Here is a 23304-nt window from a genome sequence, read left to right on the forward strand (position 1 = left end):
TTTGTCTCCTTTTTCTAAAAATTTTCGCCTTGATTATAGCACCATTTAAATAAACTTTATACAAGAATGCATAATTAATAATAATTAATAAATTATCATTATTATTTTATTCATAAACTATAACTTTTTTGAAATCATTTTAAAAAATTAATTTAAAAACCTTGATAGTAATACTATCAAGGTTAAGTATATTTTTATCACTTTGTGTTATAATCTGCCAAAAAATTTAAAACAAGGAAAAGAAAAATGGCAGATAAATTTGAATTTCAAACTGAGGTCAATGACCTTTTAAATTTGATGATCCACTCTCTTTACTCAAACAAAGAGATATTTTTAAGAGAGCTTATCTCAAACTCAAACGACGCTCTTGACAAGCTAAACTATCTTTGTTTAACTGATGAAAAATATAAAAATCTAAACTATACCCCAAAGATCAATATCAAGATCGATGAAAAAGCCAAAACACTGACTATTAGTGATAACGGCATTGGTATGGATAAAGATGAGCTTATCGCAAATTTGGGCACAATAGCAAGAAGCGGCACAAAAGGCTTTATGAAAAATTTAAGCGGCGATGCAAAAAAAGACAGTTCACTAATAGGCCAGTTTGGTGTTGGCTTTTACTCAGCCTTTATGGTAGCAAACAAGATCGAAGTAATCAGTCAAAGAGCACTTGGTGACAAAGCTTACAAATGGACATCTGATGCAAAAAGCTATGAGATAGAAGAGACCAGCAAAGAGAGCTTTGGCACTGATATTACTTTGTATCTAAACGATGATGAGTTTGCAAATTCTTGGCGTATTGAAGAGATAGTCAAGAAGTATTCAAACCACATTCCTTATCCTATATTTATGGATAAGCAAAGCTATGTTGCTCCAAAAGAAGGCGAAAAAGAAGGCACATATGAGACTAAAAATGAGCAGATAAACAAGGCAAATGCGCTTTGGAGGCTAAACAAAGCTAGTCTTAAAGAGCAAGATTATAACGACTTTTATAAGCAAATTTCTCACGACAGTAGTGATCCTCTCCTTTATATTCATACAAAGGCTGAAGGCAAGATCGAGTACTCAACTCTATTTTATGTGCCAAGCACTGAGCCATTTGATCTATTTAGAGTCGATTATCAAAGTGGCGTAAAGCTTTATGTAAAAAGAGTTTTCATCACAGATGACGCAAAAGAACTCTTGCCACCATATTTAAGATTTATCAAGGGTATTATTGATGTCGAGGATCTACCATTAAATGTGAGCCGTGAAATTTTACAAGAAAATGCAATTATGAGAAGTGTCAAAGAGCAAAGCGTGAAGAAAATTTTAAGCGAGCTTGCAAAGGTAAAAGATAACGATCGTGAAAAATACATAAAATTTTACAAACTATTTGGTAAGGTTTTAAAAGAAGGTCTTTATGGATTTAGTGCTGAAAAAGAGCAAATTTTAGATCTTTGTCTATTTAAAAGCTCAAAAAGAGATGGTTTAATTAGCCTAAAAGAGTACAAAGAGGCAATGAAAGATGATCAAAAGTCGATCTATTATATCAGTGGCAACAACGAAAATATGCTAAGAAATTCTCCGCTTCTTGAGAGCTTTAAGAAAAATGATATTGAGGTTCTTATTATGGATGAAGAGATAGATATGATCGTTATGCCAATGGTGAATGAATTTGACAAAACTCCTATAAAATCTATCTCGCACGCTGATATAAATGACGAGATCAAAAGCGATGAGAAGGTCGATGAGAGCAAGGTTGCAAACACACTTGTTAAGATGAAAGAGATCTTAAAAGACGAAGTTAAAGACGTTAGGCTAAGCTCAAGGCTCTCAAGCTCGGCTGCGGTGCTAATATATGATAAAAACGATCCTGATTATGCTATGCAAGAGATGCTAAAACAGATGGGACAAGGCGCAAACGCTCCAAAAGTTAAACCGATCTTAGAGATCAACGCTGATCATGAAATCTTTGCAAAACTAGAGAAAAATGAGGCTATGATTTACGACATCTCACCTTTGCTTCTTGATATGGCAAGGTTAAATGAAGGCATGAGTCTAGAAAACCCAGCTAAATTTTCAGAGCTACTAACGAAAGTCATGTTAAAAGCTATCTAAATTTATAAAGCCCAATAGAAATTTTGGCTTTATATTGCTTCTATAAATTTAAATTTCTATAAGAGATCGACCTGTACACCATCTTGGATCTCAAGAAAAACAGTGTGTCTTGTGTTTATTGTATTTCCATTGATGGTTTCTTGGCGATTAAATGTCGCTTTATAGACTTGATTTACTGCGTCACCCTCACTTGTAACATCTACTTTGTTGTACATGTCACCGACAACACTATGTTTTCTATTTAGCATAGCAACATCAGCTTTTGTAGCTTTTACAAAGTCATGCGTGAGTTGCACTAAGTCTTTACCGCCACCTATGACTTTTAGCACTGTATTTACACTCTCACTAGCTGCACTATTGCTTGCATCCCTTGTGTTTCTGCTATCAATAATATCAAAGACACCATCTGGGCTAAATTTTATAGATACTGCTTGATCGGCACTGCCTAGCTGGATCTTTTCAAAGTTATTTATCTTTTTAACGTTATCTAAATTTGAAAAATCCACATCATCAACGACTATCAGAGTATCCACACCACCTCTGCCATCTATCATTCTACCCTTGCTATAAACAAAGGCGTCATCTAGGTTGCCACCTTTTATATCACCCTCTTGTCTTAGATATACTGGGTCGCCAAAATTTGACTCGCCGTATTTACTAGCATCACTTAGCTCGTAAGAATTTGTAGTCCCTATCTTTTTTAGATGTCCATTTTGAATAAGTGCTTCAACATAATTATTACTAAAAAGATGCGTGCCACTACCTTGTGCTCCAACTAGCATAGATGAAGGATATGGATCTTGGGGACCATAAGTGTTTGCTACACTCTTTGGAAGCATATATAAAGATAAGTTCATCTCACCAGTTCCGTCCATATACTCCATATCAAGTTTATAAAAACCAGCTTTATCAAATGTAAAATCCATACTCCACCACTGGCCATTTTTACCATATGATGCTTCCGTAGCTGGGTTTATATACGTTGTTGGGCTTCCAAATTTTTGTGTCGTTCCATTTATAGTAAGCTCTGCATAGTTATGCAAGTCTGCCGCCCTCACAGAATATATTCCAGGTGCACTTACATATATCCAACCATTCATCTTCATAACAAGATCGGATCCAACAGGATTTGACTCACCAAGGGTATAGTTGCCGGGTCTACCTTTTAAAACTCCATTTACAAAGCTTATATTCTCACCTGTGCCAGCAGCAGTATCGACGCCATTTCTAAATTTCTTTGGTGCATATGGATTAGACGCATCATATAAGGCACTATCTCCATGTCTACCAACTCTAGCTAGGTCCTCTGCATGCATATTTCCTTGATTAGACAAAGTCTTATAGTGTGTTCCTGAAGCAAACTGCACAACATCGTAGGTAGTAGAGGCGCTTGGAGAATAAATTTCCATATAGTCTTTATAGATAGGCTTACCGCCTTGCGTACTATAAACACCAGAATTGTTACCAACTCTAGCTCTCCATGACGGATCTACGTAGTTGTAAAACCACATATCAGCATCAAGGCCACTATTACCAATAAATGTAACGGTACTAATAGATACGTTTCCTGCAGCGTCAGAATTTTTTATCATAAAATTTGCCCCGGTGCTATTGGCTGATAGGGCAAAATTTTCAGAATAACTATGTGTATTATCAAGAGACGAGCTTTTGTGAACAGAATTTAGCAAATCATAAAGATCAACTTTATTTATGGTATTTTTATTAAGAGTGTTGTTACCATTTGAGTCGGTTCCAATACTGCCTGAAATATCTACACTAGTAACATTAGACGTGGCATTTGGTGTGCCTATTACATCTGGAGTAGCGTCAAGATCGACTCGAACCAAGAGATCATCATCTTTTGTTTCATCACTCTTTAAAACAGTCGCTCTAATATTTGAGTATCTTTCATCTAGCTTTATCCCAAGCGCTTCAAAGTCCATATTTACACGCTTGTCTGCACCTACAACTAGATCTATATAGTTTTGTCCGTTTGGTAAAATTTTAGCATTACCAAGATCATCTTCAAGAGCCAAACGAAGTTTTGTTCCAGGGGCACGATCTACACCAAAGACTATATTTGGTTGCTCATCGTTAGTAAGCGAAATATTGTACTCTTTTATAGTTTTGGTCTCATTGTCGAAGTTATTTTTCTGGATAACTTTTTCATTATCCCCTGCTCTTAAGTATTTTGCGATATTTATAACTCCGCCGTCTATCTGCGTAGCAAGCTTTACATCGTCAATATACTCTAAAATTCCAAAGTCAAATAATCTACCACGGATACCATCGGTCGTCGTAGCCTCGCCAGGTGTTGTAATAGTCGCTCTAACCGGCGTAGAATGATCCATAGAAATAGGAACGTCTGGTATGCTAAATTTACCATCAGCTATCGGAAGTGGTGCTGATCCATCACTTGGCACGGCTGTTAGCCCGTCATCGCTTATTGTATACCTAACGGTTGTAGTAACGGATGGTATAGTAGGAGTTGAGATCGTGACACTTATATTGCTTCCTGGTTTTGTATTATTAGGCAGGTAGATATCAAGATCACTTTGGGTTGACGGCGAGCCTGAAGGAGTCGTTATGCTATCTATTAAACCATCACCGTCATTATCCCTTGCAAACTGCACCTTTATACTATTATCTAGAGTTATCTTATCTGTGACTGAGGCTGCTTTGTTGCCAGCTTTGTCAGTAAATGTAGTTGTAAAATTTGTAGTAAGCCCATAAAGTCTTGTGGTGGTCTCTATGGTACCATTGTTTACGCTAATAGGCACGCCATCATCTCTTGTCGCACTATATACACCAGATGTATCTTGAGAAATTTTAATAGTAATTTTATCTGTTTTACCATCACTTCCTGCGATATCTATCTCAAATTTATCACCATTTTTTGCATCATTTGGAATTTTTATCTTTATCGGTGTCTTTACACCATCAGGCTAAAGCCACTCTCCTTGCTGGTTAGAACACCATCTTTATCGTCATCTTTTGCAAACTGCACATGTGGGGATTTGATAGGTGCAACTGTATCGCTTGAAATTTCACTCACACTTGAAGCTTTTGGGGTGCCAGTCGTGCCATCAATGATCGTCGTGCTTAGCTTTTTTCTGTTTGGATCGCTCGAGTTTGTTGGATCAGTGATTGTGATCTTGCCATTTTCGATAGGAATGATCTCTGTACCACCATCAAGCGTAGCACTAAGTCCGTCAGGTGCAATAGTATATGTCTTTGTTACACTTGTTGGTGTACTAGCTGGATCATCAACTTTTATACGGATCTTATCGCCAACTACGGCATTGTTTGGTATATAAATATCTATCGATAAGGCCGTACTACCACTTTTTGTAAGCTCGGCTAAATTTATAATTCCATCTTTATTCTCATCAAGAGTAAAAACAGCGATTGGATCGTTGTTGTTTGCTATGGTCATGGTTTCAGTTGCACCCGGATTGCCCGACTTACTTATCATTTGGATATTTACATTTGTAGGCGTTGAAGATGAAATTTTAACCGCACTTGCTACGTTAAAACCGACATTTCCACCACTTTCACTTGTGAGCGGAAAGCTCTCACCACTCTCTTTATCTACAAGCATATTGCCTGATGTTTTAACCAGCACTTTTTCATGTAAAGTTCCGTCAGGATCAGTAGTAGTTAGTTTTATCTTGTCGCCTATTTTCATATTTGGTGATAAGATGATCTTTGCATCATCACTTGGTGTGCTAACTGCTGGATTAAAGCTATTTTCGCTTGCATCTATGACGCCATCGCCGTTTAAATCTTTTCCCAAAACGACCTTTTTGAAGCCAAGAGTCGGAGTGATTGTATCAACGCTTGCAGCTACCCTTGCCACAGATGAGTTAGTGCCATTTGCCAGAGTGATACTAGAATTTACACTAAATGTAGCATTTGGAGTGACAGCGACACTTGGAATGATAAATTCTTTTTGCTCTGGGTTTGTAGCATTTGGCGCAATAGGTAAAATTTCACTTGGATTATTTATATTTATCACGCTTGTACCAGCTTGATCAACTTTATAAACAAGCATAGTCTTTACACCGTTGTTTATGACTTCTAATGTCACTTTATCGTTTGGCTTGAAGTCATTATTAAAAGCAACCGCCATACCAGTATGATTTGCATCGCCGCCTGCTTCTGCAATATTTATATAGCCGTCGCCATCAATGTCTTTTAAAATTCTAACACTTGGTGCCGCAATAACCGGAGCACTCTCTTTTTGCTCTACCGCTGCTACCGCACCGCTAATAGACCTATGTGCCAATGCCGACTCTTTTAATATGACTGGCAGTATAACCGCACCACCATCAACACCAATAATATTTGAGATATGACCTTGTGTATCAAAATTTAAACCATTTATGCTTGCAAAGCTACTACTGTAGCTTGAGCCATGAGAACTATGACTTGCGTTATGAGGCTGTCGTCTTCGCCTTTGTTTTTTGTTTCTTCATTCTCAACAAGAAAATTTCTCTTATCTTCTTCTATCTGGGCTTCGCTGCCTTGTGTATTAAAATTTGCTTTTGATAGCTCTTTTGTGATGATAATAGTTTGGGGCTCAAGTAGCGCAATAGGCGAAGCGTGATAGAAATTTATAACGACTGTATCACCGCTGCTTTGTGTTATGATCTCGTCGCCTAAAAATATCTCATCTCCCTGTTTTAGTGCGATCAACTTTCCATTGCGTTTTACAAATACTTTTCCACTTATTTTTGCGACTATACCAACGTTTTGCATATTTAGTCCTTTAAATTTAATAATCAATCCATTTAAAATTTCACGCGATTATAGCTAAAAAATATTTTATATAAATAAAAGAATTTATATAATAAATTTTATTATTTTTGACCCATTTTTATATTAAAAAATAAATTAAAATTTTTATAAAATGCCAAATTTGCTTTGTTTGTAATAGAAAAATAAATTTTAAGAATTTCCCACGCCAAAAGACGTGGGATAAATTTTACGCTATCTTGGTAGCGTCGATGATGTTTAGATCAAGTCCAAGATCTTCGATAGATAGTCCAAGTGCAAGACCTACAAGCTGAGATAGGTGGATGATAGGTTTTCTCACGTTTGAGTGGTTCTCATCTTGGTATCTCTCTTGGTAGATGTCAAGTTGCATTTGACAAAGTGGGCATGGTGTGACAACTACGTCAGCGCCGTTTTCATCGGCATTATTTACGATTTGGCTTGACATTTTTCTTACAGATGTGCCAGCTGGGTAGCTAGCGTGGAAGCCGCAGCAGTCAAGCCTCTTTTCAAATGGTACAATAGTAGCGCCAAGTGCGCTTACGACGGTTTCAAAGCTCTTTGGATTGACTGAACTTTCTCTATTGTGCAGATCTTTTTCAGGTCTTAGGCTGTGACAACCGTAAAATAGCGCTACTTTTAGGCCGCTAAGTGGCTTAACAACCTTTGCTTTTAGCGTATCGACATTTTGGTAAAGCTCCCAAAGAAGGCTTGTGATCTCGGTTGAGCCGTTATATTTCATATTGCCTTCAGCTAAAAAGGTATTTATACGATCTTTTGCGCCCTTATCAAGCGTGCTTTTTGCTCTTGTTAGAGTTAGCATACAGGTTGAACATGTCGTAAGCATCGGCATATTCATCTGCTCTGCAAGTGCTATATTTCTAGCATTTGCTACAAGCGTAGCGATAGGATCTACGTCTTGTGCTTGTTGGGCACCACAGCAGCTCCAGCCCTTTATCTCGTGAAGCTTCCAGCCAAGTATCGGAGCGATAGCCTCAAGCGACATCTTAGCCTCTTTAGCTGCTTGAGAGAGTACGCATCCTGGAAAAAAAGCGAATTCGTTTTGCATAATTACTCCTTACTAGCAGCTTTGCGAGCCGCATTTATCATTTTTACTAGATCATCATGTCCTTCTATGTCCTCTTCGCCGAAAATATGAAGTGGATTCATCTTGCCTGCAAGCATTAAATTTGCAGCGATATCCATTTTGCCCATATTTCTAAACACTCCCTCAGAGCGAAGTGCAAGCTTGATCTCATTTAGTCTACCTGAGCCATCAACTAGATCAGTTAAGAACGCCTCAGCGTGATCTGGTCCCATGCCATCATCAAAGCCTTTTTGTATAGCCATAATGCGAAGATCAGTTATATCTTTGCATGCGCTTATGCCTTTTGGACAGCGGTCAGCGCACTCTTGGCATTTTACACACATCCAAAGGCCATTATCGATAGCTGGTTTTAGATGTGGCATAGGATCTTTGCTACGTGAGTCAAATGCCGCCCTATAAGCATGAACAAATACAAATGGCTGCATATAATCACTCGCATCAGCTTCAAGTTTATTACACTCGCTAGCGCACGCACCGCAAAGTATGCAGTCCCATTCAAGTGCTACTTTTTCATACTCTTTTTGACTTTGTTTACAGCCTTTTTCTGCGCTAAATTCTGACTTAGCAGTGATGCTAGGCCTAATCTTGCGTAAATTTTCGATACTTGGCTCCCAGTCCACTATAAGATCAGAGATGACCCTGAAATTTCCAAGTGGAGAAATTCTTATGCTCTCTGGATTGTCATACTCCGCCAAAAGCTCATTCATCTTTGTATCACAGGCTAGATATGAGTGACCATTTACTCTAACAGCGCACGCTCCACATATCGCTGAGCGGCAAGATGCTGTGAAATTTAACGTCGCATCCTTTTTTTGTTTGATATCAAGAAGCACTGTTAAAAGAGTTTTTCCCGCGATCTCTTCGTTTGTTAGTTCATAAGTTGATTCATATTTTTTAGTTCCGTCAAAGCGGTCGATAATAATTTTCATCCTAGCTCCTTACTCTGGCTTTTTGCCGTCAAGTGAAAATATGCCTGTCACAACATCTTTGTAACCAAGCTCCAACTTGCCGTCATTTAATGTAACGATGCTGTGTTTTAAGAAATTTACATCATCTCTTTTTGGATAGTCCTCTCTTGTGTGAGCGCCACGGCTCTCAAGACGATTTTGTGCTGCAAGACATGCTGCACGAGAAAGAAGTATAAGGTTGCCAAGCTCGACGTAGTCGGTAAAGGCGGTATTCATGACTGGATTTTGATTTGGCACTTTGATGGTGTCATATTTTGCTTGGATAGCTTCTAAATTTTTAGAGAGCTGATCAAGTTTTGCACCAGTTCTAAAGATACCCATTAGATCCCAGTTGTTTTTACCAAGCTCTTCACGAAGCGCGTACATATCATTTACACCGCCCTCGCCTGTTGCGATAGATTTAAATTTATCTTGCCACATTTTTGCTAGCTCAGAAGTTTTCTTGCCGCTTGCAAATTTTGCATCTTTTGCGTATGCGCCAGCACCCTTGCCAGCTAGATCGCCAGTTACAACTGCGTCAGTTAGGCTGTTTCCACCAAGGCGGTTTGCACCGTGAATAGATACGCATGAAGCCTCACCACCTACATAAATTCCAGGAATTTTTGTGCTCATATCATCAAATTTAGCTACCTCTATACCACCCATTGAGTAGTGAGCTGTTGGGCGAATAGGCACTGGTTGTTCGATTAGATCGATATTTTGAAAAAGCATAGCAGTGTGGCGAATTTTTGGAAGCTTTTTCATAATAGTATCTTTGCCAAGATGGCGAACGTCACAAAGCACGTAAGCGCTCATGCCCTCGCCAAAGCCTCTACCCTCGCGAATTTCTGTCTCGATCGCACGAGCAACGACGTCACGAGGAGCTAGCTCCATCTTTTCGTGATAGTTTTTCATAAAGCGCTCGCCCTTGTTGTTTAACAAGTAACCACCCTCGCCACGAGCAGCTTCTGTGATTAGTGTGCCGCCATTTTGAACGCCAGTTGGGTGAAACTGAAGCATCTCAGGGTCTTCAAAACCAAGACCTGCTTTAAGCGCAGCAGCAATACCATCACCAGTTGCTATAAATGGAACTGATGTGCGGTTATAAAAAATTCTAGTGTATCCGCCAGTTGCGATGACTAGAGATTTGCAAAGAACTGGGTAAATTTGACCATCTTGGATGTTGCGAAGAACGACGCCTTCAACCTTGCCATCCTCAAGACCGATCTCAAGTAGCTCATGATCCATTAGAAATTTAACGCTAGCTGTGATAGCGTCGTCAAGACAGGCGTGCATCAAAATGTGACCAGTTTTATCAGCTGCGTAGTTACAGCGTTTTTTACTAGCGCCACCCATGAAGCGAAACGCAACATCACCATTATCTTTACGGGACACGTCGCCATTGTCTATACGAGAAAAGAGCATGCCATTGTGGTCTAGCTCGTGGATGACTGCGCCTGCTGCCTCGCAAAATTTCACAACTGCATCTTGATCGGCAAGATAAGCTGCACCTTTAACTGTGTCATAAGCGTGAAGCTTGAAGCTATCGCCATTACTAAAGTCAGTAACGCCGTTTATTCCGCCCTCCGCCATACAGGTTGCGTTGCGTGATGGCATCATCTTTGTAGCGACAACAACGGTTGAGTTTGGATATTGCTTGCGAACGGCTGTTGCTGCACGAAGTCCAGCACCGCCAGAGCCGATTATTAGTACATCAACAGATGGCAAGCCACTTTCATTGCCTTTTGGCATCTCACCAGCAAAAACATTGGTCGCACCAGCTGTTGTAGCTAGCGCACCTACGCTGATACAGGCACTTTGTAGAAATTCTCTTCTGGTAAATTTTTCACTCATTGATAACTTCCTATCTTAGTAAATTTTTAGCGTTTAAAACGCACCGCCAGTTCATTTCTTAATATTTTTTAAAACAACTATATTAATTAAATAATTAATAATGAAACATTACATTAAATTTACTTAAAAGAAACATAAAGATTTATTTTAGATTAAGAAATGAGAGCTGATATTAAAATCAAAAAAGATAAAATGGGCTTTTAAAGGTAGTTTATATAAATTTAGCGGTAGAAATTTTATAAGATATATAAAAATTTCTACCGATTTGAAGTTTATTTTTATTTTTGAGTTTTTAAGCTTTAAAAGCTCTTTTTTAGGATATTAGAAAGATAAATTTATTTTTACTCTTAAATAGATATATTAAATATAATAAATAACATTATTTTTGTCCTATTATCAAAATTCACTCTTTGGGTGCAAAATTTCTTTTAGCTCGCTATCACTTAGCTTGTAGTTATAAAATCTCTCGTAAAACTCTTTTGTTTTTTGCTCTAAATTTAGATCACTAAATTGCTCTGGATAAAATGTCTTAGCCAGCCAAAGCGGATAAAGCGCACCCTCAGCACTTCTTACACTCCAAAGATAAACGCCACTTGGCACTACAAAAATTTGCCCATTTTGCACAGCTTTTAGCTTGGCAAATGATGCGTTTTTAGCGATGGCATCGGCACTTTTTTGTGAATTTGTAATGATGATGTCTGGGTTGAAGATGATGACTTGTTCTTCGTTTATCGCTTTTGAAATTTTAAAATCCCCATCGCTTAGCTCTGAGCTTAAATTTATACCGCCAGCCACACTAATATACTCAGCGCCGATATCTTTTTGGCTAATGGTGTTAAAATTTCCAGAGCTATAGTTAAGCACAAGAACTCTCTTTTTTGGCGTTAAATTTGCTGTTTTTTGGCTTACAAATTTTATGTTGTCATTAAAATAGTCATTAAACTCACGCGCTCTTTTTACACTCTTTTCGCCCCAAATTTCAGCGATCTTGCTAAAGCTATCTTGTATCTCTTTGATGCTTTGAAATTTATCTATCTTCACAACTGCGATGCCAGCGCTCTCTAACTGAGCCTTGCTATTTTCATCAAACATCATACCAATTGGCCCAAAAACAACTTGCGTTTTTGAAGCGATAATCGTTTCAACACTGCTACTTAGCATGCCACTTTTGTTGTCATTGCTCTTTATCTTTGGAAAAATTTTTGACATTAGTGGAGGCAGTTTTGGCGCACCGCTAATTATATGATCCTCGTTGCCAAGCATCGCAGAGACCTGCACAAATGCCCCTATCAGAGGCGTTGCACGCTCGATAACATCAGGCACTTCAACCTTTTTATTATCGCTATCAAGCACCACTCTTGCTTGCAAACTAACAAGCAAAAAAGCCAAAAGTAAAATTTTCTTAAACATATTTTCTCCTTTCAATCCACCATCACGCAAGAGTAATGCTCGCACTCATCGATGATATTTTTCACCACTCGTATATCTACGCCGTAAATTTTCTTTAAATTTTCGCTACTCATCGCCTCGCTAGCCTCGCCGTAGATGTAGTTTTTATCACGCCCAAGCATCGCAACTTTTGCGTTTAGATAAAAGACTTGCTCTGGCTGATGAGAGGTTAGGATGATGATGTAGCCTTGCTTTGCGAGCTTTTTTATCTCTTTTAAAACTCGCATTTGGTTGCCAAAGTCTAAATTTGCCGTTGGCTCATCAAGCAACATCACCTTTGAGCGTTGCGCTAAAGCCCTAGCTATCAGCACCATTTGCCGCTCGCCACCGCTTAGATCGGTGTAAATTTTATCTTTAAGGCTCTCTAGATTTAGCGTCTTTAGTGCATCTAGTGCTATCTTCTCATCCTCTTTGCTAGGACGTTCAAATATACTAAGCCTTGCGTTTGCACTCATCATCACCACGTCAAAAACGCTAAAAGCAAATGGCGGAGTGTGAGCTTGCGGGACGTAGCTTATAAAGCTTGCTCGCTCTTTTTCACTCATCTTTAGCGCATCTTTGCCGTCTATTAAAATTTCGCCCCCAAGTGGCTTTAAAAAGCCAAGTATCGTCTTAAACGTCGTCGTTTTGCCAACGCCGTTACTACCAAGCAGGCAAAAGATGTCGCCATCTTGTAAATTTGCATTGAAATTTTCTATAACGACCTTTTTGTCGTAGCCACAGTTTAAATTTTTATCTCAAATTTCACGCAAAACCATTTTTGCTCTTATAGAGCAGATAGACAAAAAGAGGTGCGCCAACTAGCGAAGTGATGACGCCAAGTGGGATCTCGCTTGCCATTAGACTGCGTGAAGCGGTATCGACTATAAGCAAAAATAGCCCTCCGCCAAGCAGCGAAGCTGGAAAGAGCGTGATGAAATTTGCTCCCACGACAAAGCGCATGATGTGAGGGATGACAAGACCTACCCAGCCCACGATACCGCAAAATGAGACGCAAGTAGCGGTTAAAAGTGTCGAGGCGATGATGATTATGATGTTATAAAATTTCACATTTAGCCCCATCGCCCTAGCCTCTTCTTCGCCAAAGCTAAGCGTGTTTAGCTTGTAGCGAAGCATGAAAAGTGGCACAAGACAGATCATAACTACGCAAAAAAGTAGAGCTAAATTTTTATATCCGCCGCTTCTTGCTAGGCTTCCCATTAGCCAGAAAGTAACTTCAGGCAGCTTATCTTCGCTATCAGCTAGAAATTTTATAAGCGAGCTAAGCGCTCCAAAAAGAGATGAGATGACGATGCCAGTTAGCACCATCACGAGTAAATTTAGCCTACCCTTTGCGATGACGCTACTTATAAAAACAACAGCAAAAACTGCAAAAAGACCGCAAACAAATGCGCTAAGCTGCACGCCTATGTAGTTGAAATTTAAGATGATAGCCACGCTAGCTCCCACAGCTGCGCCACTTGAGACACCAAGGATGTCAGGCGAGACTAGAGGATTTTTAAAAAGACCTTGATAGACAGCTCCAGAACTAGCAAGCGCTGCACCGACAAGGACGGCAAAAAGCACCCTTGGCAAGCGAATGAGCGTAAAGACCGTGTAGCCCTGCTCGTCGCTTGGCTGCTCGTTTAAAATGGCTGATCTTATAAACTCAAAAATTTGAGCGTAGCTTATCTTGTAGCGTCCGATACCTAATGAAAAAAAGAGCACCAGCAAAAGAAGCGCAAATAATGCGAAAATGACCTTTTTGCTACTCAAATTTCATCTCCCGCACATCCCACCAGATGAGAGATAGCTCTTTGTTGCTCTTTTAAATTTAAAGCCGCTTTTGGTCTTTGTGAGGTAGCTTTTTACATTTTCTTTGTAAATTTCTTCTTTTTCAGGCGCGATCTCACCGACAAATCTAAAATAAGAAAACGCCTCTTCAAGGCTAGCAAAATCCCTCTCAAAAATGGTATCGATTATCTTTAAATTTGGATTTGCTCCCATGTCGTAAGCAATGTTAAAGATAAAGTTGTAGCCAAATCTCCTATCACTAAGACCTGCCTCGTTTTCATCTTTTATCCCTTTTAAGAAGTCTTGCCAGAACGTTTTTAAGCTTGGATAATCCATTAAAAAAGAGGTCATAACAACATATTTTTAGCAAATTTGCAAAGCTTTTTTATATCAAAAAGTCCAACTGAGCGTGATGCTAGCACGATGTCATGTTTTGGCAAGCTCTTTAAACTCTGCTCATCACTCCAGTCTTTTTGGATGAAATTTATATTTTTCGCTCCAGCCTCTTTTGCATTTTTTTGGCATATTCAAGCATTTTTGCAAACGGATCTAGCGCACTTACGCTCTTTGCTAGCTTTGCAAGTGGCACGCTAAGCCTTGCTGGACCACACCCCACGTCAAGCACGCTGTCATCTTTTGTGATAGGTAAATTTGAGAGCAAATTTAGCGTAGAAGCCGTCTCCATGCCGGTCATCTCGTTATACATATCTGCGTAATCATCCCAATTTACACCGCCATCTTTGCCTTTTACTTTTTGCAAAGTAGGCGAAAACAATCGCTCCAAAATCGCTTGATAATCAACCAGCCCTTGCATCTTTCTCCCTTTGGTTATTTAAATCTACCCTACAAAAAGGGCAAATTTAAAGAGCCTAAAGCCAAAATAAATTTGGCTTTGGTTTTTAGAATTTAACTTGAGCTGAGAACATGAAGGTTCTGCTTTGTCCTAAGAAAAGTGAGGTTCCGCATCCAACAATCGCTCCATCTACGTCAGAAGGAAACATTCCTGCCCAGTATTTTTTATCAAAGAGGTTATTTATGTTAAATCTTATAGTTGTCTCTTTGCCTAGCCAAGTTTTTGTAGTTTATCTAGCTCCAATATCGGTTGTGAAGTAGCTATTTACACTATGAGTGTTAGCATTGTCGATGTAGCGTTTGCCTGTATAGTGGAAATTTGTTGTAAATGCAAGTTTATTTGTGCTAGGAACTGCGTAGTCAAACAAGACATTTGCTTGAAATTTTAGCTCACCGATAACTGTTTTGCCTTCAGACACGCCATCTTTAGCATTTTTTATCTTAGCATCAAGAAGTGTAAAGCCACCATACATACTTAAAGTATCAACAAGCTTTCCACCAGTAGTTAGCTCAAAGTCGCGGTTTCTTTGTGTGCCTTGAATTTTATACTCTGCATTTGCTCCGCTACCGACTAGATATGCTACCGGGCGTTTGATCTCAAATATCGCAGCTGATAGATCAAGCTCACCTAGTCTAGCTTTTGCACCGATCTCATATTGTTTGCTTCTAATAGGTTCTACCGTTAAAGTCTCGCCTGCTCTAGGTCCTCTTCTAAAAGTATAAGTTGATTGTTCATTTGAGATACTATCTGCATAAGTAGTATAAAGACTTACATTTTAAACTGGCTTATAGACAAGGCTTACACCGTAGTTAAAGCCACTTTTATCATAGTTTTTCTCTTTAGATGGATCTAGCTTATAGCTTGTAAACCAGCTTCTTGAAACTGATAAGATCGTGCTAAAGTAGTCATTAAATTTAATGTCATCAACAACAGAAATATTTTTCATATCACTACTACTACTTTTATATCTACCACTTCCTTTTGCCACATGTGGATCGTTAAAGATTCTTAGGTTATACAAATTTGACGTGCCGAGATTTGCTCTACCGCCACTATTTCTAGCACTATAAATAGTCCAGCGAAATCCATTTGTAGCTACGGCAAAATTATGCGATAAAGGACCTGTTTCAAAATTTGTCAACCCTTTTAAGAACCAGCTGTCTACATCAAATCTGCCAGATGCACCACTGCCACCGCTTTTAGTAACTTCATAATCTCCATTTTGATTTAAGAATTTTCCATCGGTGCCATACATATCTCTGATAGCCTTTTGCCACTGATAGCCACCTTCTTCAAAGTACCAGTTCTCTGTTGGAGCGTATTTTAGTTTTACGCGAGCTGTTGTTGTTTTTAGGTGATTACCACCAAATGTTTGCTCAAGCCCTCTTTTGGTATCTTTTGCAGGGCTTGGTACATCAAAATTTGCCACTCCGTTTGTTAATGGCATACTAAATCCACCTGGCATACCTTAGTTTTTATGCTCGTAATGGCTAAAGTTTGTCTCAAGTGTTAAATTTTCTGTAAGGTAAAAATCAAGTCCTAATGAGACTAGGCGACGAGAGAATTTACTATCTTTGGCATTCTTTTCACCGCCTGACTAGTAAAAGACGCCTCTATATCCAACTTTTTCAAATTTGTTTGAAGTATCAAGACCTACGCCCAGATTTGACCTTGAGCTGTAATAAGTCCAGATAACGTTTTGAAGTGGGACTGGGCGCTTGCGAGAGTAGAGGAAATATCCAGAAGGTGTAGCACCACCATAAAGTGAGCCAGCAAGTCCGTTTTGCACTTGAAGGCTTTCAAACATCGCCATAGGTATAGCCGTTGTTGATGCAGCATAAAAGCCATCCCAAAGGACGTTACCTACAACTGAGCCTTGAAAACCGCGAGTTTGCGGACGACCAACATCGCCACCACCGCGATATTGAATTTGTGCTGAAGGGAAGTATCTAACTGCTTCTTCAAAACCTTGAACACCTTGGTTATCAAGAACCTCTTTTGAGATCGTATTTACTTGATAAGGCATATCTATAACTTTTTTGTCAGCCAAAGGACCGCTTGCCACTCTTTTGTTTAAAATTCCTTCATCGATGCCGCTCTCGCTGATGTTGTCACCGACTGAATTTACTTCGACACCCTCAAGCTTTGTCGTTTGCACAGCAAAAACTTGGCTTAAAAAACCACTGCACATCAAAAGTGCAGCACATGTTGCAACCGAGATTTTGTAACTCAATTTTTACTCCTTTTATAAAAATTTTACGTCTGAAATATTACTAAAACAAATCTTAAATATAATTTATTAATTTATTAAATATTTAAAAATACATTTTATTTAATAAAGCTAAAATAAGGCATTATGAGAACAACTTTTAAAAATTTCATAGCTTTGATAAGATAAATAAATACTATAAATATAATCTTTTATATCGATAAGTGATGCTTAAAATTTTAAGAAAAGTAATAATTGATAAAAATATAATAAAGGCTGATTTTTCTGTTTATAGTAGAATTTTGGCTAAAAATTAGCCAAAATTTATTTTAAAAGCTCTTTTGCGTATTTTAGGCCTAGCTCGTAAGCTTTGGCGTTTGCCTCTTTGACCTTAGCTGGCACGCTTGCTAGCATCTCTTCACGCACTAAATTTTCATCCATACATTTACTCATAGCCACCGCCACGCCAAGGGCGACAACACTTTGAGTGATGACATTTCCGACCTCGTCTTTTGCGATAGAGATGATAGGAATTTCGTAAATTTTCCAGCGCTTTTTGTCTTCATCGCTTACTTTTACCAAATTTGGCTCGACAACGATCGCACCGCCCTCTTTCACGCCGCTTTTAAAGGCGTTGTAGCTTATCTGCGCGGTAGCAAGCATAAAGTCTATCTCGCCCTCGTTTGCATAAGGGTATAAAATTTCTTTCTCATCAAGGATAATATCGACCTTTGTTGGACCGCCACGCACCTGAGATGTGTAGGTAGAGGCTTTAACACCGTATCCGCCTGCCTTTATCTTAGCAGCTGAGAGAATCTCGCCTGCTAGTATAACGCCCTGTCCGCCAACGCCGACAAATCTTAATTGTGACTTCATGCTAGCTCCTTAAAATCTATCGCTTCACCGCTCATAGCAGCCTTTCTTACCATGTCGTAAGCCTTGGTGTATTCGATCTTTTCATCATCTTTATGTAGCACACCAAGTGGGAAAATGCCCTTTTTCTCCTCATCGCTTAGCATGTCAAATTTGACCTTACTCGTTGTGCGGCCTTTTATCCACTCTAAATTTTTCACCGCCTCGCCCATTTTGTTCTTGCGACCTAAATTTATGTGGCAGTTTGAAAATACATCAAAAAAGCTGTATCCATCGTGGCTAAAGCCCTCTACAAAGAGCTTTGTAAGCTTCTCTGGCTCGATGACGCTACCACGCGCGACAAAGCTAGCACCTGCGGCGGTTGCGAGCTTACAGGCGTCAAAGCTAGGATCGATGTTGCCATACTGCGCTGTGACCGTCCACATGCCCTTTGGCGTGGTTGGGCTGGTTTGCGAGTTGGTTAGTGCATAGATAAAGTTGTTTATTAGGATGTGATTTAGCCCGATATTTCGGCGGCATCCATGTATCGTGTGGTTACCTCCGATCGCTAGCCCGTCGCCATCGCCAGTTACTACGATGATGTGCTTATCTGGGTTTGCCATCTTTACGCCAGTGGCGTAGGCTACGGCTCTACCGTGAGTTGTGTGGATGGTATTGCAGTCAAGATATCCGCTAAAGCGGCCAGAGCAGCCTATACCTGAGACCACACAAACGTCGTTCATGTCCCAGCCCATAGTGTCGATCGCGCGGATGAGCGCCTTTAGTATGACGCCATCGCCACAGCCCCAGCACCAAAGAGTAGGCATTTTGTCTGTTCGTAAATATTTATCATAATTAAAAGCCATAAATTTCTCCTATCTTTGCCTCGATCTCGCTTGGGCTTATCGGTCTGCCGTTTGCTTTTAGCAGTTTTGCAAAGTCATCTCTTAAGATGATCTTTGAAATTTCGCCGCTATACTGGCCTAAATTTAGCTCGCAGACTAAAATTTTGCTAAATTTGTTCGAGATCTCTTTTAGCTTTTTAGCTGGAGCTGGGAAAAGCGTGAGTGGCTTAAATAGCCCAACTTTTAGCCCTTTTTCACGTAAATTTAAGATCGCTTGCTTGGCTGAAAGCGCCACGCTACCAAAAGCAATGATGCAAATTTCAGCGCCATCAAGCATAAACTCTTCAAATTTCTCGCACTCATCAGTGTGTAAATTTATCTTGTTAAACAGCCTATTCATCGAGTATTCAACGATCTTGCCATCTTCTGTTGGAAAGCCAGTAGCGCCGTGATGAAGCCCAGTTATATGGTAGTGGTAGCCTTTAAAGAAAGGATTTAGCGTGGCTGGCTCGTCGTGCGCGGCCTCGTAAGGTTTATACTCTTTTGGCTCGCCGTTAAATTCTTTTCTTTTATAAATTTCTAGCTCGCTAATCTCAGGTAAACGCACCATTGCTTGCATGTGCCCTATCGTCTCATCAAGTAGCAGCATGACTGGCGTCATAAACCTAGCTGCGAGATTAAAGGCACGCACGGTCTGCGTGTAGCACTCTTCTAGGCTACTTGGGGCAAGGACGATCATATTTACATCGCCGTGAGTTGGGTTTTTAGCCTGCAAGATATCGCCTTGTGCGACACGGGTTGGCAAGCCAGTTGAAGGGCCACCACGCATGACGTTAACGATGACGAGCGGTATCTCAGCGATAAAGCCAAGGCCTATTTGCTCAGCCTTTAGTGAAATTCCAGGTCCGGAGCTTGCTGTCATCGCTTTAGCGCCGCTTGCACTTGCGCCAAGTGCTACTGAAATTCCAGCTATCTCATCTTCCATTTGTATAAATGTACCGCCATGTTTTGGCAAAAGCACGCTTAGCTCGTGGGCGATCTCACTGCTTGGAGTGATAGGATATCCGCCAAAGAAGTTACAGCCGCACTCGACAGCAGCCCTTGCTACTAGGGCATTTCCAGTTGATACTAGCTCTCTCATGCGCTCTCTCCAAGCTTTGCAAATTTATTTGCCTTTACGGCAGCAGCTCGCTCTTTGCTCTCAGGCGTTAGTTTTGCAAATTTAAAGCCTTTTTCAGCCACATAAATGGCAAAATCAGGACAATGAAGCTCGCAGTCGCGACAGCCTATGCATGAGTCAGCATAGACGACCTCTATCATCTTACCAAGCACCGCTTTTGGCTCAAGCCTCATCGCTAGCACGCCTGCTGGGCAGTAGCTCACACAGACATCACAGGCTTTACACCTGCTCTCATCGACCCAAACAGGTACATTTTCTTTTATTATCATCTATATTCCTAATCCAAATTTTCTTTTAAAAATTTAATGTTTTTTCTAATATCAGCTTCGCTTTTACTTAGCTGCTCTTGCTCACTTTCATTTATATTTAGCTCTAAAATTTCTTTTAAGCCCTCACGTCCAAGCCTTACTAGCCTGCCGCAACTTAGCTCATCATCAAGAAGCACGCTAGCACTTAAAATTTCATCACTCTTGCCCATGATCGCTTCACACATCTTCACAACAGCAGCTGCTGGTGCATAGTAAGCTGAAGTGCCAAGGAGCTTAACGATCTTTGCTCCACCTGTGCTTGTCTCTTTTTTAAGAGTTGCTAGCTCATTTTCGTTTAAATTTTCGCTGATATTACTAGTAGATACGATCATCTCGTCGTTATGAGCGCCAATTATCTTTGTCTTTAGCCCTTTTGCGTCCTTGTCTTTTAGAAGCGCTAGCTCATATCTACATCTTGCGCCATCAAGCTCACCAGCCATGCCGATCACTTTATTTTTACTAAAACCACTAAATTTATGAGCCGTCCAGACCATCACATCAAGCGGATTTGTCACGACGATTATCACCGCATTTGGTGCAAATTTTGCGATATTTTGAGCTGTTTGTTTTACAACGACGGCATTTTTAAGAAGCAAATCCTCTCTTGTTTGACCCTCTTTTCTTGGGCTTCCAGCAGTTACCACTACGATATCACTGCCCTCTATTAGCATAAAGTCATCGCTACCGCAAACGGTAGTTTTAGCATTAAAAACGCAGCTTGACTGCGCTAGATCGATAGCCTTTGCGCGTGCCACGTTACCAAATATATCTACAAGCGCGATCTCATCGCAAACTTCCCTCATACAAAGCGCATAAGCTATACTTGCACCGACGTTTCCTGCTCCAACTATACTTATTTTCATTTTCTCATCCTATTATTTGATTTAAGATTTTACTTGGTCTCATGACCTCATTTGCCCTCACTTCATCTGGCAAATAATATCCGCCAAATTCCACGCTTGCACCATCATTTTGTCTTATCTCTTTTAAAATCTCATTCTCATTTTTCTCTAGCTCGTCTGCTAAATTTTCAAAAATTTTACTTAAAATCCCGCCACTTTTTGCCATCTCTCTTGCCCAAAATAGCGCTAGACAGAAGTGTGACTCCCTAGTATCAAGAGTGGCGTTTGGCGTTTTATTTTCATCTAGATAGCTAGCAACCGCTCTATTTAGCGCGTCACTTAGCTCTTTTGCCTCTTTTTTTTGCTTAGCAAATGCTAGATATTCAAGCGAAGCACTAAGCGCTAAAAACTCGCCGAGACTATCCCAAAGTAAGTGATTTTTCTCTTTTAGCTCTTTTACAAGCGTTGGGGCCGTTCCACCAGCGCCTGTTTCAAACATCGCTCCACCAGCAAGTAGCGGCACAACTGAGAGCATTTTCGAGCTACCACCTAACTCAAAGATCGGGAAAAGATCGGTTAAATAGTCTCTTAAAACGTTACCAGTTACGCTTATGATGTTTTTGCCAGCTCTTATCAAGCTAAGCGTTTTTGTAGTCGCTTGCTCGTAGTTTAAAATTTCAAATTTAACGCCAGCTCTAACAAATTTATCTCTAAATTTTTCAAATTTAGCTATCAAATTTCTATCATGTGCACGGCTGCTATCTAACCAAAATATAAGCTCATCTTTTGAAATTTCGCCTCTTTTTAAAGCAAGCTCAAACCACGCATTTATCGCGTCTTCCTTAGCCTGTGTCATCCTAAAAATGTCGCCCTTTTTGACGCTAAATTTAAAGACGCTCTTGCCAGCCTCATCAAAAACTACAAATTCTCCGTCCTCTTTTGCGATAAAAGTCTTATCATGGCTGCCGTATTCCTCGGCCTTTTTAGCCATTAACCCCACGTTTGCTACGCTGCCTATGCTGCTCACATCAAGCGCACCATGCTCTTTAAAGTCCGTCACGCAGGCCTCATAAACCCTAGCGTAAGTTCTATCTGGGATCATACAAAGCGAGAAATTTAGCTCGCCGCTTCTATCTTTTACCTTGCCAGAGTTTCTAATGAGCGCAGGCACGGAGGCATCGATAATAACGTCATTTGGCACATCAAAGTTGCTAGCATTTTCATTTAACGCCCAAATTTTTGCCTTTTTGCTCAAAATTTCATCAAATTTAGTCAAAATTTCATCTTTATTTTTAAGCTGCGAAATTTTAGAAAACATATCTTTTAAGCCGTTTTTAGCCTCCACGCCGTGAGCTTTAAACTCTTCGTCAAATAGTTCAAAAACCTCTTTAAAATAGCTTTTTATCGCGTGAGCAAAGATGACTGGGTCACTAACTTTCATCATCGTGCATTTTAGGTGCAGGCTCAAGGTCAAATTCTCTTTTTTTGCCTCATCAAAACAGCTTTCATAAAATTTATCTAGCTCATCTACGCTTAAAAATGTAGCATCGACGATCTCGCCACTTTGTACGGCAAGCTCTTTTAAAAGCTCTTTTTTACCCTCTGTATTCACAAAATTTATATAAAATTTCTCATCTTTGCTAGCGATTATTGAGTGCTCATTTTCATAAAAATCGCCCTTTTGCATGTAGCAAATTTTAGCTTTATTTGCCTTGTTCCAGTCACCGTTGCTATGTGGATGTTTTTTGGCAAATTCTTTTACAGGAGGCAGGACCCTTCTATCTGAGTTTCCTTGTCTTAGGACTGGATTTACTGCACTTCCTAACACTTTTTGGTATTTTTTAGCAATCTCTTCGTCGTAATCCGTGATGATCTCATCTGGATAAAAAGGCACATTTATGCCTTTGCTTCTAAGCTCCTCTATCGCTGCTTTTAGCTGAACGAGCGTGGCTGAAATGTTTGGTAGTTTTATGATATTTGCCTCTTTGTGACTGGTCAGTTCGCCTAAAAGCTCCAACTCATCAGCCTTATTTAGTCCAAGCTCTTTGCTAAAAAGAGATAAAATTCTCCCAGCTAGGCTAATATCGGCCCTTGTTATGCTAATGTCAGCACGAGATAAAAAGCTCTTTACGATAGGAAAGAGAGAGTAGCTTGCAAATAGCGGCGCTTCGTCGGTTTTGGTCCAGATAATGTCACTCATTTTAG

The 23304-nt window shown here is 39.8% G+C and carries 16 protein-coding genes and 2 pseudogenes; 1 reads left to right on the top strand and 17 read right to left on the bottom strand.

Going from position 1 to position 23304, the window contains the following annotated elements; genetic code table 11:
- Nucleotides 1-246 precede the first annotated feature (246 nt).
- Nucleotides 247-2103 (top strand): molecular chaperone HtpG, encoded by a 1857-nt coding sequence (locus A3835_05345; GenBank protein ID ORI07904.1) that lies wholly within the window; start codon nt 247-249, stop codon nt 2101-2103.
- A gap of 56 nt (nt 2104-2159) precedes the next feature.
- Here A3835_05345 and A3835_05350 read toward each other — a convergent pair whose 3' ends face one another.
- From A3835_05350 to A3835_05430, 17 genes and pseudogenes are all read right to left on the bottom strand, one after another.
- On the bottom strand, nt 2160-4883 hold the full coding sequence (locus tag A3835_05350) for a hypothetical protein (GenBank protein ID ORI07905.1): 2724 nt from the start codon (nt 4881-4883) through the stop codon (nt 2160-2162).
- Between the two features lie 152 nt (nt 4884-5035).
- Nucleotides 5036-6391: a hypothetical protein gene (locus tag A3835_05355; protein ID ORI07906.1), complete on the bottom strand. Its 1356-nt coding sequence runs from the start codon at nt 6389-6391 to the stop codon at nt 5036-5038.
- 95 nt (nt 6392-6486) lie between these two features.
- Complete coding sequence (locus A3835_05360; protein ORI07907.1) at nt 6487-6864, bottom strand: hypothetical protein; 378 nt, start codon at nt 6862-6864, stop codon at nt 6487-6489.
- Between the two features lie 226 nt (nt 6865-7090).
- Complete coding sequence (locus A3835_05365) at nt 7091-7948, bottom strand: heterodisulfide reductase subunit B (GenBank protein ORI07908.1); 858 nt, start codon at nt 7946-7948, stop codon at nt 7091-7093.
- A gap of 2 nt (nt 7949-7950) precedes the next feature.
- Entirely contained in the window at nt 7951-8916 is a 966-nt protein-coding gene (locus A3835_05370; protein ORI07909.1) for a (2Fe-2S)-binding protein, read from the bottom strand.
- A 9-nt stretch (nt 8917-8925) separates the two neighbouring features.
- On the bottom strand, nt 8926-10788 hold the full coding sequence (locus tag A3835_05375; protein ID ORI07910.1) for a succinate dehydrogenase: 1863 nt from the start codon (nt 10786-10788) through the stop codon (nt 8926-8928).
- Nucleotides 10789-11184: 396 nt separating this feature from the next.
- A complete protein-coding gene (locus tag A3835_05380) occupies nt 11185-12198 on the bottom strand; it encodes an iron ABC transporter substrate-binding protein (protein ORI07911.1) in 1014 nt (337 codons plus the stop codon).
- A gap of 11 nt (nt 12199-12209) precedes the next feature.
- Nucleotides 12210-12935 (bottom strand): iron ABC transporter ATP-binding protein, encoded by a 726-nt coding sequence (locus tag A3835_05385; GenBank protein ORI07912.1) that lies wholly within the window; start codon nt 12933-12935, stop codon nt 12210-12212.
- A 46-nt stretch (nt 12936-12981) separates the two neighbouring features.
- Nucleotides 12982-13992, bottom strand: coding sequence for an ABC transporter permease (locus A3835_05390; protein ID ORI07913.1), 1011 nt, complete (start codon nt 13990-13992; stop codon nt 12982-12984).
- Nucleotides 13985-14824 (bottom strand): annotated as a pseudogene (locus tag A3835_05395) (SAM-dependent methyltransferase). The gene A3835_05390 and the pseudogene A3835_05395 overlap by 8 nt, the downstream one beginning before the upstream one ends.
- Before the next feature lie 85 nt (nt 14825-14909).
- Nucleotides 14910-17054: pseudogene (locus tag A3835_05400) on the bottom strand (ligand-gated channel protein).
- A gap of 342 nt (nt 17055-17396) precedes the next feature.
- Nucleotides 17397-17948 carry a 2-oxoglutarate:acceptor oxidoreductase gene (gene oorC / locus A3835_05405; GenBank protein ID ORI07914.1) on the bottom strand — a complete coding sequence of 184 codons (552 nt, stop codon included), beginning with the start codon at nt 17946-17948 and terminating at the stop codon, nt 17397-17399.
- Nucleotides 17945-18790 carry a 2-oxoglutarate ferredoxin oxidoreductase subunit beta gene (locus tag A3835_05410; GenBank protein ORI07915.1) on the bottom strand — a complete coding sequence of 282 codons (846 nt, stop codon included), beginning with the start codon at nt 18788-18790 and terminating at the stop codon, nt 17945-17947. Before A3835_05410 ends, oorC begins: the two co-directional genes overlap by 4 nt.
- Nucleotides 18780-19910, bottom strand: coding sequence for a 2-oxoglutarate ferredoxin oxidoreductase subunit alpha (locus A3835_05415; protein ID ORI07916.1), 1131 nt, complete (start codon nt 19908-19910; stop codon nt 18780-18782). Before A3835_05415 ends, A3835_05410 begins: the two co-directional genes overlap by 11 nt.
- A complete protein-coding gene (gene oorD, locus A3835_05420) occupies nt 19907-20218 on the bottom strand; it encodes a 2-oxoglutarate:acceptor oxidoreductase (protein ID ORI07917.1) in 312 nt (103 codons plus the stop codon). Before oorD ends, A3835_05415 begins: the two co-directional genes overlap by 4 nt.
- 8 nt (nt 20219-20226) lie before the next feature.
- Nucleotides 20227-21120 (bottom strand): malate dehydrogenase, encoded by an 894-nt coding sequence (locus A3835_05425; GenBank protein ORI07918.1) that lies wholly within the window; start codon nt 21118-21120, stop codon nt 20227-20229.
- A gap of 4 nt (nt 21121-21124) precedes the next feature.
- Nucleotides 21125-23299, bottom strand: coding sequence for an isocitrate dehydrogenase (locus tag A3835_05430; GenBank protein ID ORI07919.1), 2175 nt, complete (start codon nt 23297-23299; stop codon nt 21125-21127).
- Nucleotides 23300-23304 lie beyond the last annotated feature (5 nt).

This window comes from Campylobacter concisus (assembly GCA_002092835.1).
In the GTDB taxonomy this organism is placed as follows: Bacteria; Campylobacterota; Campylobacteria; order Campylobacterales; family Campylobacteraceae; genus Campylobacter_A; species Campylobacter_A concisus_K.